Consider the following 14,233-nt stretch of genomic DNA (forward strand, 5'->3'; position numbering starts at 1 on the left):
GATGGGGCGGAGAGTATGAATAGCAGATGGATGAATTACGGCGGTCTTATACTAATCGCTGTTGTGTGGGGAGCGAACTTCGGCATATCGCGGTTAGCTATGGAGTCGTTTAATCCCATCGTTTTCTCGTTTTTGAGATTTGGATTGGCTATTCCGTTTTTCTTTCTCATTCTTAAGCTAAGAGAGGGCAGCGTGGGCATTCCGTGGCGAATCGTGCCGAAGCTTGCTGTCATTGGGTTGGTTGGCATTACACTGCTTGAAATCACGGTGATGTACTCGATTAAATATACGACCTTAGCCAATGCGTCGCTGCTGAACGTAGCGCCGTGGCCGATCTTCGCTGCATTGTTTGCTCCTTTATTCATGCGCGAAACCATCACGAAGAGACTCATTGTTGGCGGAGCGATATCCATCGTTGGGGTATGCTTCGTCATACTGGGCGGCGGTGAAAGTTTCAGTCTCTCATCTGACAATATGATCGGCAACTTGATGGCGCTTGGAGTCAGCATTGTCGGTCCGTTATTTAATCTAAGCTCCATGTCGCTTATGAAGCAATACTCTGCTCTGCGTGTAAGCACGTGGACGATAGCTTTTGGGTCGTTGTTTATGCTGCCGCTCACCTTTGGGGCTTGGGGGCAAACCGATTGGTCGTCTCTTCAGGCGGGGCATTATTTATCCATTGGCTATAATGTATTGATTTGCACCGTTGTCGCTTTTGTCGTTTGGAATGCATGTATGTTCAAGGTTGGCGCAACGCGCTCTAACTTTTTCCGTTATGCGGTTCCGGCGGCGGCTGTTGTAGCTGGGTATGCGATGTTCGATGAGAAGATCGCGCTGCTGCAAATGTGCGGCGCAGGCTGCATGGCCGCAGGACTGATATGGATCAGCATCGAGAGCAAACCGCGAAGCAAATCGTCCGTGAAGACAGTGGAGTCGAATGGTTAATTCTTGTGATTCATAATTGTGGTTGATAGTTTATGAGATCGAATTCTAATTGTATAAAAATGTATCATGTGAGGGTTTCGTACTAAGTTGGACTAACTTAGTACGAAACTCTTTTGTTTTTTACATAAAAAGGATTATTAAAGAACAGTGTGTGTTATGGTAACTCCCATTACGTGAAACCTAACATGACAATGGATAAAAATGTAGAATTTTTGCACTAAATAACGAAATTTTTCTTTTAAAATAGTGATGAAAAAGGTAAAATCAAAAAAGCGGCTAATCCATGGAATGGGAGTCGGACTCTACGAAGAAGGACTGAACTTAAAATGACAGTGAGTATAGTAGAAGAAACGTTAAATCCGTACCAAATCGCACAACAGCAAATCGATACTGCAGCGGCCCATCTACAATTGCCTAAGCATGTTACAGACATCTTGAAGCAGCCGAAGCGCGTGCTGTCGGTTAACTTCCCAGTTCGTATGGATGATGGCTCAATTCGAGTGTTCGAAGGTTACCGTTCCCAACATAATGACGCGATTGGACCGACTAAGGGCGGCATTCGCTTTCACCCTGATGTAACGCTTGATGAAGTAAAAGCACTTTCCATGTGGATGAGCTTTAAATGCGGCGTTGTTGGCCTTCCTTACGGCGGCGGCAAGGGCGGAGTTATTTGTGATCCACATCTTCTAAGCAAAGGCGAGCTAGAGCGTGTTAGCCGTGCTTTCATGGAAGCTATCGCTGATTTTGTAGGTCCTGACAAAGATATTCCTGCACCGGACGTATACACGACTCCACAAATCATGGGTTGGATGATGGATACGTACAGCAGACTAAAAGGCGTTAACTCACCTGGCGTTATTACAGGTAAACCGCTTATTCTTGGCGGATCCCAAGGTCGTAATGAAGCAACAGCGCAAGGCTGTGTGTACACAATCTTGGCAGCACTTCAAGATAAGAATATTCCTATTGAAACGGCTACTGCAGCGATTCAAGGTTACGGCAACGCTGGTCGCATTGCTGCTCGTTTGCTTAGCGAAGCAGGCATTAAAGTTGTAGCAGTCAGCGACTCCAGAGGCGGAATTTACGATCCGAATGGATTGGATATCGAACAGATCTCCATACTAAAGGATACGACTTCCATCCGTGAGTATGGCGAGAAGTACTATATTTCTAATGAAGATTTGCTTGAGCTTGATGTTGATGTTTTGGTTCCAGCTGCTCTAGAAAACGTAATTACTGCTAAAAATGCTGATCGCATTAAAGCAAAAATCGTTGCAGAAGCTGCAAACGGACCTACAACACCAGAAGCGGATCGCGTACTTTGGAGCCACGGCATCACAGTTATTCCAGACGTACTTGCAAATGCAGGCGGCGTTACGGTTTCGTACTTCGAGTGGGTACAAAACTTGGCTAACTACTACTGGAGCGAAGCGGAGGTTCTTGAGAAGCTTGAGACGAATATGATTCTTTCTTACGTAGCTGTTCGTGATCTTGCTAAGGAACATGACACTGACCTTCGTACAGCTGCTTATATGATTTCGATCAAACGGATCGCAGCAGCGATGGAAGCTAGAGGCTGGATCTAATATATTTATAAAACAAGAAGAGGTGGCGGCGTCATGACAGAACAGATTCGCATCGGTATTGTTGGTTACGGCAATCTTGGACGCGGCGTAGAGCTTGCAATTAGACAAAGTGCAGATATGAGATTGGATGCGATATTTACTCGCAGAGACCCAGCATCTATTCCGTCTGAAACAAAAGCATATAAAATTGAAGACGCTGAGCGCTTTGTCGATGATATCGACGTTATGATTCTTTGCGGCGGCTCAGCAACAGATTTGCCAGAGCAGGTTCCTGCATTTGCCCGCTTGTTCCATACGGTTGACAGCTTCGATACGCATGCGCGTATTCCTGAATTTTTTGATCAGGTTGATGCAGTTGCCAAAACGAGCAATAAAGTAAGTGTAATATCCACAGGCTGGGACCCAGGCTTGTTCTCATTGAATCGTTTGCTTGCTGAGGCAATATTGCCAGAAGGCAAGGAATATACATTCTGGGGCAAAGGTGTAAGCCAAGGCCATTCAGATGCAATTCGCCGCGTGAAAGGTGTAAAGAACGGCGTTCAATACACCATTCCTAGTGAAGAGGCAGTAGCACGAGTTCGTAACGGTGAAAATCCAGAGCTTACAACGCGTGAGAAGCACGTCCGTGATTGCTACATCGTAGCAGAAGAGGGCGCTGATCAAGACGCGATTGCTGAGGAAATCCGTACGATGCCGAACTATTTCTCCGATTATAATACGACTGTTCATTTCATTGATGAAGCAACATTGAAAGCCGAGCATTCCACAATGCCTCATGGTGGTATGGTGCTTCGCAGTGGCAAAACAGGCGAGAACAGCACTCAAATTATTGAGTTCGGTTTGAAGCTTGACAGCAACCCTGAATTCACGGCTAGCGTGCTTGTTGCTTATGCTAGAGCAGCTTATAAATTTGCTCGTGAAGGACAGTCTGGAGCCAAAACCGTATTCGACATTCCATACGGCTACCTATCACCAAAATCCGCTGCAGAATTGCGTAAAGAGCTTCTATAGGTTCTGAAACTTTTCTGAACATTCCCCTCCGTTTTACAATTTTTTACTTACACTTTTGGAAATAGTAGGATATAATGAAAAAGTGAGAGTAATTACTGTCGAATTATAGGGAGAAGTGCTGAAAGATCCATTTTCCTATGGTAGAATAGGTTCAAACCTACCTAACAGGTAAATTCTACTAGGAAGTGAACTCAGCATGATAGACATCCATACGCATATTTTACCTGGATTGGATGATGGTGCGGCAAGTTTCGATGATACTCTGAATATGGCCCGGGCAGCTGTATCAGAGGGGATTACAACGATCATCGCCACTCCGCACCATGCCAATGGAACCTATACCAATACAGCAATCGACGTAGCTAAGCACACTCTCTCTATTAACGAACAGTTAATAGCTGCGGGTGTGCCTATTGCTATACATACAGGTCAAGAAATTCGCGTTCATGACGATCTGCTCGATGCTTGGTATAGAAAAGAATTGCTTCCCTTAGCCGGCTCTAGTTATGTATTGATTGAGATGCCATCCTCCCGTATTCCGAAGGCGATGATTGAGCTCGTACATGAGCTTAATGTATTGAAGTTGAAACCGATTATCGCTCACCCAGAAAGAAATGCAGAAGTTGTGAAGCACCCCGATCGATTAGCTGAGCTTATTGAAGCAGGCGCATTCGCACAGGTTACGACCCACTCACTGCTTGGGGGATTTGGTAAGCGCATTGAACAATCCGCATGGTCATTATTGAAGGCGGGCCATATTCATTTTGTATCTTCCGATGCTCATCATATTGAGCGCCGTGGATTTCGTTTGGGCGAAGCCTATGCGTCCATTGAGAGGCGGATGGGAGAACAGTGGGTTACCTATTTGCAATCCAACGCTCAGTCTGTGTTAGACGACAAACCTATACATAACCAGCCTATTACTATAGTTTCTTCAGACGGGGTTTTGCGTCGTTTTATTTCCTATTTCTACAAAAAATAGTGCGCGCTAGAATGATTGGAAGTTGAAGAAAGCGCATACTAAAAATGATATTATTGGCGTTATTAGTCATTCATCTATTAGATGAATGCAACTATTATCATATAATTAGGAGTGAAGAAAGTGACATTAAGAAAAAAATTAGCAGTTTCTACAATTGCGGCAAGCGTAGCCCTTACGGCTTTCGCTGGCATTCCGCTAAGTAGCAAAGGTTTGGCAGAGAAGCTTGGAGTAAATGGGGTTGTTTATGCATCCTCGTCATTGGCTGATTCAGCACTTGTAGCTGATATTAAGAAGCTACATGCCGCTCTTATTAGCACAAACGGATTAGCTGCAGTTGAAGCATTCCAGCTTGAACTTGATGCGTTGGACATTCATGTAAAAGGCGACATCGTAAAACCGATTGTAAACAAGTTTAATCCAACGGACAGTGAAGAAACACAGTTGGAAAATCTTTTCCACGATGCTGTGAAGCTTTCTTATAATCCTTCAGTTGCTGGACTTGAAGAACTGCGCACAAAATATGGAACATTGCTACAATCTTTTGCCACTAGAGCAGAAGTAAATGATCTTACAGTGGATGATATTGCTCAATATTTCCTTGATATTCAAAAAGAGCTTATTAAGCAAGTTGATTCCAAGGATCTGGCTGGACTTATAAGTCTACTAAAGGATTCGAATGCCCTTAATAAACTATTGCAGGATGTGCTAGCAGCGCTGCCTGGTGATTATGCAGTTGAGAAGATCTTCCGTCACTATGGTGTAACGACTGAAGATGTACTTGAAGTATTATCTCAAGCAAAACTAGCAGTAAAAGATGATACTAAATTCCTTGCTGCAGCTGGCGCGTTGTACACTGCTTATAAATCACTAAACACTACACCTCCAATCACTCCGGGTGGTCCAGGTGGCACAGTAACACCATCTACACCGCTTCCTGAATCAACTGACAAATTGCTAAACGATTTGAAAGCAGCGCTTGATAAAGCAACTGATGCTGAGAAAGCTGCTATTATTACTAAATTTGTTGCTGATGCAAAAGCAGAAATTGCTAAGCTTGCAGCAATCAGCGCAGCTTCAAGTGTTACTACAGTAAATGGACAAGCTGTTCTTCAATTGGATGAGAAGAGTGTATTGTCAGCAATTGCTGGTATTAACACGGTTGCTTCTAAGGTAAAAGAACTAGCACCAGCTTCTGCACTTGCAAAGACTGCTTTGCAAATCAATCTTGGTGAAGTGGCACAAAAGGATGTAGTTCTAAACCTTTCCGATGCAGTGGTTAAAGCTGCGGCAGCTGGAAATGTATCCGGTGCAACATTCACGATTGGCAAATTTGAAGTAACTGTACCTGTAGGCGGTTCATTCTCTTCTGCAATTGGTCTTACTATTAAGAAGAGCGATGTATCTGCTGACGTTGTAGGCACGTTGAAATCAGTATCTGAAGTTTATGACTTCAACCTAACGGTTGGCGGCACTGCAAAAACTTCATTCGATCAACCGATTGTAATCAGCATTCCGCTGGGCGATACAACTGGTCTTGATAAAGAGCTTCTTTCCGTAGCGAAAATCGTTGATGGCAAGCTAGTTTTCCACGGTGGACGTGTATCGGGCAACTCTATTATCGAATCTCGTGATTCGTTCTCCTCTTATGTTGTTGTAGAAAACAAAGTTTCGTTCAAAGACATTGCTTCTGTAGAAGCATGGGCTGGCCGCGAAATTAGCGTTGTAGCTGCTAAGGGTGCAATCGAAGGTAAATCAGAAGGTCAATTCGCACCGAAAGACAAAGTAACTCGCGCTGAATTCGCGAAAATGCTTATCCGTGCTCTTGATCTTGAGAATGGCTCAGCTACAGAAGGTTTTGCTGATGTCGATTCAGCTGCTTGGTATGCACCATACGTAGCTGCTGCGGCACAACTCAAAATCATTAACGGCCGTTCAGATACTAAATTTGATCCAAATGCAACGATTACTCGTGCTGAGATGGCAACGATGATCGCTCGCGCATTGAAAGTATCGCAAGGCGCTTCTAACGTAGCTGATGTAAATGCTGCACTAAAAGACTTTGCGGACGCTGGAAAAATTAATGCGTCATTAAAAGATGGCGTTGCATTTGCGGCAACTCACAAAATCGTAGTTGGAAATGCAGGCAAGTTCTTGCCAAATAACAATGCGACTCGTGCAGAGGCAGCAGTAATTATTTACCGTGCACTAAACTTCGACAATTAAGTAGAAATATATACAAAATCTTCCTCTCATGTGGATGAGAGGAAGATTTTTTTCGGGAATATATAGGATATTGTAAGATTATAGATTATTATGTAGTAAGGTATAGTTCTTGAGGATTATATTCTCATTCTAAATAACTATATCCCATGGAGGAATATGCATGTCTAACGAACTAGACTTACGACAGTATATGGCAATCATAAAGAAGAGAATGGCGCTAATATTAGTATTTGTGTTCCTCTGTACAGCAGCTGCGGCCGTTATTAGTATGTTTTTTAAAGATCCGGTCTATGAGGCATCTACTAAAATAATCGTAAATCAAACGACGACACAAATGGCAACCGGCCAGCTTGATCTTAATCAAATCAACTCCAATATCAAAATGATCGATACGTACAAAGAGATTATTAAAACACCAGCTATATTGGATAAAGTGGCTGAGCAATATCCACAGCTTGGATTAACTGCAACTGAGCTCTCACGTAAAATCCAGGTTAGCTCTGTAAATAATACACAGGTCATGACATTAGTCGTGCAAGATGTGGATTATAAGCAAGCAGCACAGGTTGTGAATGCGGTGTCGAATGTTTTCCGCGAAGAAATCCAGCATATTTTTAAAGTGGAGAATGTATCGATTCTGAATGAAGCTGTGGTCGATGCGCAGCCAAGTCCGGTTTCACCGAATGTTTCTCTTAATGTTGCGATCGCGTTTATCGTATCTTTAATGATTGCTGTAGGTATTACATTCTTACTTGAGTATATGGATGACACGATTAAAACCGAGGCAGATGTGCTGCAGTTTTTGGGTCAGCCCACGCTTGCTATGATCTCAAGAATGAATACGGAGGATGCTAATTCTAGCCAAACCAGCAAAACAACTCAAACTTACAAGGCAGGTGAATTAGAGGGTGTCTCGATTGAAAAATAAGCGTCAGATCATTACGCTAACGAATCCTCGTTCTCCCATATCAGAATCCTATCGCGCTCTGAGGACGAACATAGAGTTCTCATCAATAGATGAGAAATTGCAGGTGCTAATGGTCTCTTCAGCAGGCCCTGGTGAGGGGAAGTCGACAACGATAACGAATCTGGCTGTCACTTTCGCGCAATCCGAGAAGAAAGTTGTTCTTATTGATGCCGATCTTCGTAAGCCTACTGCCCATCATACATTTTCTATCTCTAATCGTTATGGGTTGTCGTCCATTATTTCACAGCAGTGCTCGCTCGAGGAAGGAATACAAGTTACAGACATTCCTAATCTAGATGTGATTACATCAGGCGCCATACCGCCAAACCCGGCAGAGATGATGGGTTCAAAGCGGATGACGGCAACAATTGAGCAGCTTAGACAAATGTATGACATTGTGCTCATTGATACACCGCCGCTGCTTGCAGTAACGGATGCACAAATTGTAGCTACGAAAAGTGATGGCGTAATTCTTGTTGTTGATCAAGGGAAAGTAAAGCGGGATATTGCCAGCAAAGCTGTAAAAAACCTTGAGAGTGTAAATGCGCGAATTTTGGGAGTAGTGCTGAATAATGTGAAGCGTAAGGCAAATGAAGAGGCTTACTACTATTATTATGGTGTTCAAGAGAAATGAAAAAATACAAGTAGATGTCTTTTGGCGGAGGGATGAGTTAGTTGAGTAATAGAAATAGAATGCTGGTCATACTGGTGGTAGATATTTGTATTATATGGATAGCGATTGGGGTATCCTATCTCTTTCGTTTTAACGGAAACATCCCTCCCATCTACGTGAGACAAATGCTTGAATTCGCATGTTTAACCACCATTATTTGTGGCAGCAGCTTAGCTTTTTTTCGAATGTACAGACGAATGTGGCAATATGCCAGTATTGGTGAAATTATTGAGCTGGCCAAAGCCATAGTGATTGGACTTGTTTTATCGTACGGAGCAACTTATGCATTAAATGGGGAACGAGTCCCTATCTCCATTAGCTCTCGAACACTTGAACTCATGCTCCTATTAATGGGAGGCTCACGGTTCCTCTGGCGCTTAATCCGAGTAAATAGAACCAAAAAGACCGCTTTGACAAACAATGTACTTGTTGTTGGCGCTGGAGATTGTGGGGCGTTAATTGCAAAGGAAATCATGACAAGCAACAGCTTTTTAGGCAATCGTATCGTAGGGTTTATTGATGATGATCCACATAAACGCAATATGCAGGTAGTCGGTTTATCAGTTCTGGGAACTAGGGTGAACATTGAAGAGATAGTACATAAACATCACATCCATGACATTATTATCGCGATGCCGTCTGCAAAGCGAGTGCATATAACGGAAATTATTAATATTTGCAAGCTGACTGGAGCAAAGGTCAAGATTATCCCTTCTATTAATGATTTTATCAAAGGGCGCCTTGCGGTGAAGGCTTTACGAAATGTTGAAGTAGAGGATTTGCTAGGTAGAGAACCTGTTATGACAGATTTAGAGGGTATAGCCAATTATGTATCCGATAAAGTTGTTCTAGTAACAGGTGCTGGAGGATCGATTGGTTCAGAGCTATGCAGGCAGATTTCTTCATTTAGACCTAAAACCTTGCTTCTGCTTGGACACGGTGAGAACAGTATTTATACGATTGAAATGGAGCTTAAGACGAAGTTCCCTAATGTACATTTGGAAACGGTTATAGCGGACATTCAAGATCGAAGCCGTTTAGATGATGTATTTCGCAGGTTTAGGCCACAGGTTGTGTTCCATGCAGCAGCACATAAGCATGTGCCGCTTATGGAACGAAATCCATCGGAGGCAGTTAAGAACAATGTTTTCGGCACGAGAAACGTAGCTGATTGCGCGGATAAATATAAAGCAGAACGGTTCGTCATGATCTCCTCCGACAAAGCCGTTAATCCTTCCAGCATTATGGGAGCGACCAAGAGAATTGCAGAGATGTACATACAAAGTATTAATACAATAAGCGAGACCCAGTTCGTGGCAGTACGTTTCGGTAATGTACTAGGCAGCCGTGGAAGCGTTATTCCAAGGTTCAAGCAGCAAATTGCTGCAGGCGGTCCGGTTACTGTTACACATCCCGACATGGTCAGATATTTCATGACGATACCTGAAGCGGTACAGCTCGTTATTCAAGCGGGATCATTTGCCAAAGGTGGAGAGATATTTGTTCTAGATATGGGAGAACCGGTTCGTATTCTTGATCTAGCGCAGGATCTCATTCGGTTATCAGGTTATGAACCAAATATAGATATCGAAATAAACTTTAGCGGTATGCGCGAAGGCGAGAAGCTGTTCGAAGAGCTGTTAACGGATGAAGAAGCAGTGTCATCGACACAACATGAGCGAATTTACATAGGCAAGCCAACACAAATCAATAGAGTAGAACTCGAGCTTCAATTCAAACGAATCGAGAAAGCTATTGGAGATAATCAAACGACAATAAAGGATGTTATCGAGCATCTTGTTCCTTTTTATTCACATGTATCTTAGCAGACAGATTACCATAACGGAGGAGATTACACATGCGTAAGAAAAAGTGGAAGAAGATATTAATTTGGGTCGCATCAATCATTGTCATTCTAGGAGTAGGGGGCTTATTTGCAGCTAATTATGCTGTGGATAAGCTTATTTCTACGTTGGCTGCTGACCTTGAGGGTGATTTGTTGAATGAAGTGACAACACCGGAAACGAAGACAGATGAGCAGGGTACGGATACGACGGGGAAGGATGATCCTTCTTCAACGACTGATACGGGTAAAACGGAACCTAAATCCACAAATAATGATGATAAGTCAGAGCCGGGAGATTCTAACAAAAACAATAGCGGTTCGAATGAATCCATAGAGGTCGATAAATCAAAGGATGATTATAACCCTGAGGTATCGCTAGAAAAAGCAAAGGATCTTCAAGAAAAAATAACGGTATCTGAGAAGGCACAAGTTTCAACTGTATTGCTCAAAGAGCTTAGTATGTCGGATATAAAAGAGCTGCAGGCACTAGCGAGTGGTGGAATGAGTGTTGAGGAGAAGAAGAAAGCTCGTAGCATTATCCTAAACAAGTTATCTGCTGAGCAATATGATGAGTTGATTCAGATTGCTAAAAAGTATGGAATGAGCCAAGGGAAATCTTATGATCAGGTCGTAAAAGAAAAGTAAATACCTTATCCAGTGTTTTATTTCGAATCATATGCCATGATGACACACATTGAATAAGTCTATTTGATTATATAATGGCGGGAATAATCAGCAAGGTTAGTTACAGATTGGATAAATTGATGTTTGTAAAAAATAGTTGAGTTATTCTTTTTTGAGGTTGGTGATTAGTTCATGTTCTACTTAAGAATTAAGCGAGTCATAGATATATTTCTTTCCGTTATTGGGCTAATAGTGTTATCGCCATTATTCATCATTCTTATTCTTGCTATTAAGGTTGATTCAAAAGGCCCAGTCCTCTTTAAACAAAAACGCGTAGGAATTCATAAGAAGCATTTCAATATCCTTAAATTCCGGACTATGAGACTTGAAGCGCCAAAGGATATGCCTACACATTTGCTTGAAAGTCCAGATCAGTATATAACAAAAATAGGGAAATTCATGAGAAGGACTTCACTTGATGAACTTCCACAAATAATCAATATATTCACAGGTGAAATGTCCATTATAGGGCCTCGTCCAGCATTATGGAATCAATACGATCTTATAGAAGAACGTGATAAATATTCTGCAAATTCGGTACCACCAGGACTAACTGGCTGGGCCCAGATAAATGGCAGAGATGAACTTTCTATAGAAGTTAAGGCGAGATTTGATGGAGAATATGTCGAGAATATGAATCTCTGGATGGATGCAAAGTGTTTCTTTGGAACTATCATGAATGTGGTTAAGAGTGATGGAGTTGTTGAAGGTGGGACGGGAAGAAAAAGTCAGGATAGTTATACTAAGGAGACAGTATCACGATGAAAAAAATACTTATAACTGGGGCTAACAGTTATATTGGTACTTCCCTAGAAAATTGGTTGAAAAAATACCCGAATAAATATTCAATAGTTACATTTGAATTGAGAAGTGGTTCTTGGAGGGAAAAAGATTTTTCTAAATATGATGTAGTGTTTCATGTAACTGGAATAGCTCATTTAAAGGAAACTAAAGAAAACTCAGAACTATATTACAAGGTTAATCGTGACTTGGCATATGAAATTGCTCAGAAATCAAAAAACGATGGTGTGAAGCAATTCATATTTATAAGTTCAATGAGCGTATACGGTATTGAGTATGGATCGATTGATGAATTCACTCCAATTAATCCTAAGAATAATTATGGTAGGTCAAAGTTTCAGGCGGAAGAGTTAATAAAACCTTTGGATGAACACGACTTTAAAGTGGCAATTCTACGTCCACCGATGATTTATGGGAATGGATGTAAAGGTAATTATCCTAAACTTTCGAAATTGTCTAAAAGTATTTCTTTTTTTCCTGATTTTAAAAATGAGCGTAGTATGATATATATAGAAAATTTTTGTGAGTTCGTAAGGTTATTGATTGATAACTATAGTAGTGGACTTTTTTTTCCGCAAAATAAAGAATATGTATGCACTTCTGAAATGGTTAAAATAATAGCAGAAGTTACTGGAAAGAAGGTTAGGATGATTACGTTGTTTAATCCCCTTTTAAGACTTATTAAGAAAAAGACACCTATAGCAAATAAGGTGTTTGGTGACTTAGTGTATGAAAAAAAACTATCTGTATTTAATGAACAATATTGTATTTATAATTTGGTTGATAGTATTAGAAACACTGAGGTGAATTAATTGGTCGATTTTAGAAGTAGAGTGGATTATATTTTAAAACATAGTTTAATAATTCAACTTTTGTATAAATATGTTATGAGCTTGGTTTTTAGATTCATAGGAATTTTCATAAGTATTGATGAGAAATTGATATTATTCAATGCACATGGAAGAAAATACAACGACAGTCCAAAAGTAATATATGAGTACATGATAAGTAATGAGAAATATCGGGACTATAAATTTGTTTGGGCATTAGATGAACCTGAGAAGTATGATATCCCAGCTTGCAGTAACAAAGTAAGGATGGATACATTTAAGTACTTCATTACAGCTCTTAAGGCGAAATATTGGGTATCTTGTGTGAATATTGAAAGAGGTCTCCGCTTTAAGAAAAGAGAAACAGTTTATCTTAATACTTGGCATGGTACGCCATTAAAACTAATAGGAAATGCTGTAAGTGGGAGAAAGGATTTTGATTTTTCCGATATTGATATTTTTTGCTGTGCGGGTGACTACGAGAGTGAAATTTACAAAAGGGATTTTAACGTGTTGGAAAAAAATCTGCTTTTATCAGGCTTGCCGAGAAATGATGAATTATATCATGTGTCTAATGAGCAAATTATGAAGTATAAAAAGCTATTAAATATCCCGAATGATAAAAAAGTTATATTATACGCTCCTACATGGAGAGATAGTACGGATAATGGTAAAAGCTATTCAATTGAACCTCCGATAGATATGAAATATTGGCAAGAGGAATTACATAATGATTTTGTGCTTTTATTAAGAACCCATGCTTATACAAATAAAACTTTGGGGATCGAATTCAACGATTTTGTACGTGACTTTTCTGCATATGCCGAAGTTAACCATCTGTTAATAGTGGCAGATATTTTGATTTCAGACTATTCTGCTACAATATTTGATTACTCCATTCTTGAGAGACCTATAATATCTTTTGGTTATGATTATGAAGAGTATTCTTCCGAAAGAGGATTATATATAGATTTAAAAAATGAACTACCAAGCAATTTAGTGAAAACCGAAGAGGAAGTCTTAGGAATTATTAAAACGATGGATTATCAAAATGAATGTCAAAAGACGAAAAAATTCAAAAACAATTACCTTGAAGTAGGAGGAAATGCTACTGAGCTATGCGTGAAAAAGCTATTTGGTAGTTAAATTAAATTAAAGGGGCCGAAGTAATATGAAGAGAGTTATCACATATGGAACTTTTGATTTGTTGCATTATGGGCATATCAATTTACTAAAAAGGGCTAAGGCTCTGGGAGACTACCTAGTTGTAGCTTTATCAACTGATGAATTTAACTGGGATGAAAAACAGAAAAAATGCTATTTTACATATGAAGAGAGAAAAGGGCTTTTGGAAGCAGTTCGCTATGTGGATTTAGTAATCCCTGAGAAATGCTGGGAACAGAAAAAAACGGATGCCTTAGAATATCATATAGATACCTTTGTCATGGGAGATGACTGGGCAGGGAAATTCGATTTTCTAAAAGATAAATGTGAAATAGTATATTTACCAAGAACACCTGAGATTTCTACTACAAAAATTAAAAATGAACTAAACTCTATTTGAACTGTTTGAATAAATGTCACCTAGAATATGATGTATTATGATTCATATGAAAACTACAAGTTAAGAATATGTTTTAGCAGACTCACTTTGCACGGATTGTTTGAGGGAAATTAAGTTTATA

The 14,233-nt window shown here is 40.5% G+C and carries 13 protein-coding genes; all 13 read left to right on the forward strand.

The window, feature by feature from the left end; genetic code table 11:
• The first annotated feature begins 15 nt into the window (after nt 1–15).
• The 13 genes from AC0VYE_RS02390 (at nt 16) to tagD (ending at nt 14,112) form a co-directional block, all read left to right on the forward strand.
• Nucleotides 16–945, forward strand: a complete 930-nt coding sequence (locus AC0VYE_RS02390; protein ID WP_475445789.1) for a DMT family transporter — start codon at nt 16–18, stop codon at nt 943–945.
• Between the two features lie 326 nt (nt 946–1,271).
• Nucleotides 1,272–2,531, forward strand: a complete 1,260-nt coding sequence (locus tag AC0VYE_RS02395; RefSeq protein ID WP_076268474.1) for a Glu/Leu/Phe/Val family dehydrogenase — start codon at nt 1,272–1,274, stop codon at nt 2,529–2,531.
• A gap of 33 nt (nt 2,532–2,564) precedes the next feature.
• Entirely contained in the window at nt 2,565–3,542 is a 978-nt protein-coding gene (locus AC0VYE_RS02400; RefSeq protein WP_076268473.1) for a diaminopimelate dehydrogenase, read from the forward strand.
• Between the two features lie 196 nt (nt 3,543–3,738).
• Nucleotides 3,739–4,524, forward strand: coding sequence for a tyrosine-protein phosphatase (locus AC0VYE_RS02405; RefSeq protein WP_441877746.1), 786 nt, complete (start codon nt 3,739–3,741; stop codon nt 4,522–4,524).
• A gap of 120 nt (nt 4,525–4,644) precedes the next feature.
• The gene (locus AC0VYE_RS02410; protein WP_475445792.1) at nt 4,645–6,747 is read left to right on the forward strand and encodes an S-layer homology domain-containing protein; all 2,103 of its coding nucleotides are present in this window, start codon (nt 4,645–4,647) and stop codon (nt 6,745–6,747) included.
• Nucleotides 6,748–6,907: 160 nt separating this feature from the next.
• Nucleotides 6,908–7,675: a YveK family protein gene (locus AC0VYE_RS02415; RefSeq protein WP_475445794.1), complete on the forward strand. Its 768-nt coding sequence runs from the start codon at nt 6,908–6,910 to the stop codon at nt 7,673–7,675.
• The gene (locus AC0VYE_RS02420; protein WP_076268469.1) at nt 7,656–8,348 is read left to right on the forward strand and encodes a CpsD/CapB family tyrosine-protein kinase; all 693 of its coding nucleotides are present in this window, start codon (nt 7,656–7,658) and stop codon (nt 8,346–8,348) included. The genes AC0VYE_RS02415 and AC0VYE_RS02420 overlap by 20 nt, the downstream gene beginning before the upstream one ends.
• A gap of 41 nt (nt 8,349–8,389) precedes the next feature.
• Nucleotides 8,390–10,213: a polysaccharide biosynthesis protein gene (locus AC0VYE_RS02425; RefSeq protein ID WP_076268468.1), complete on the forward strand. Its 1,824-nt coding sequence runs from the start codon at nt 8,390–8,392 to the stop codon at nt 10,211–10,213.
• A 32-nt stretch (nt 10,214–10,245) separates the two neighbouring features.
• Entirely contained in the window at nt 10,246–10,878 is a 633-nt protein-coding gene (locus AC0VYE_RS02430) for a hypothetical protein (RefSeq protein WP_475445797.1), read from the forward strand.
• Between the two features lie 171 nt (nt 10,879–11,049).
• Nucleotides 11,050–11,682, forward strand: coding sequence for a sugar transferase (locus AC0VYE_RS02435; RefSeq protein WP_475445799.1), 633 nt, complete (start codon nt 11,050–11,052; stop codon nt 11,680–11,682).
• Nucleotides 11,679–12,530, forward strand: a complete 852-nt coding sequence (locus tag AC0VYE_RS02440) for an NAD-dependent epimerase/dehydratase family protein (RefSeq protein ID WP_475445801.1) — start codon at nt 11,679–11,681, stop codon at nt 12,528–12,530. The genes AC0VYE_RS02435 and AC0VYE_RS02440 overlap by 4 nt, the downstream gene beginning before the upstream one ends.
• Nucleotides 12,531–13,694, forward strand: coding sequence for a CDP-glycerol glycerophosphotransferase family protein (locus tag AC0VYE_RS02445; protein WP_475445803.1), 1,164 nt, complete (start codon nt 12,531–12,533; stop codon nt 13,692–13,694).
• Between the two features lie 25 nt (nt 13,695–13,719).
• The gene (gene tagD, locus AC0VYE_RS02450) at nt 13,720–14,112 is read left to right on the forward strand and encodes a glycerol-3-phosphate cytidylyltransferase (RefSeq protein WP_475445805.1); all 393 of its coding nucleotides are present in this window, start codon (nt 13,720–13,722) and stop codon (nt 14,110–14,112) included.
• The last annotated feature ends 121 nt before the right edge of the window (nt 14,113–14,233 follow it).

The organism is Pristimantibacillus sp. Z349TD_6 (genome assembly GCF_056173205.1).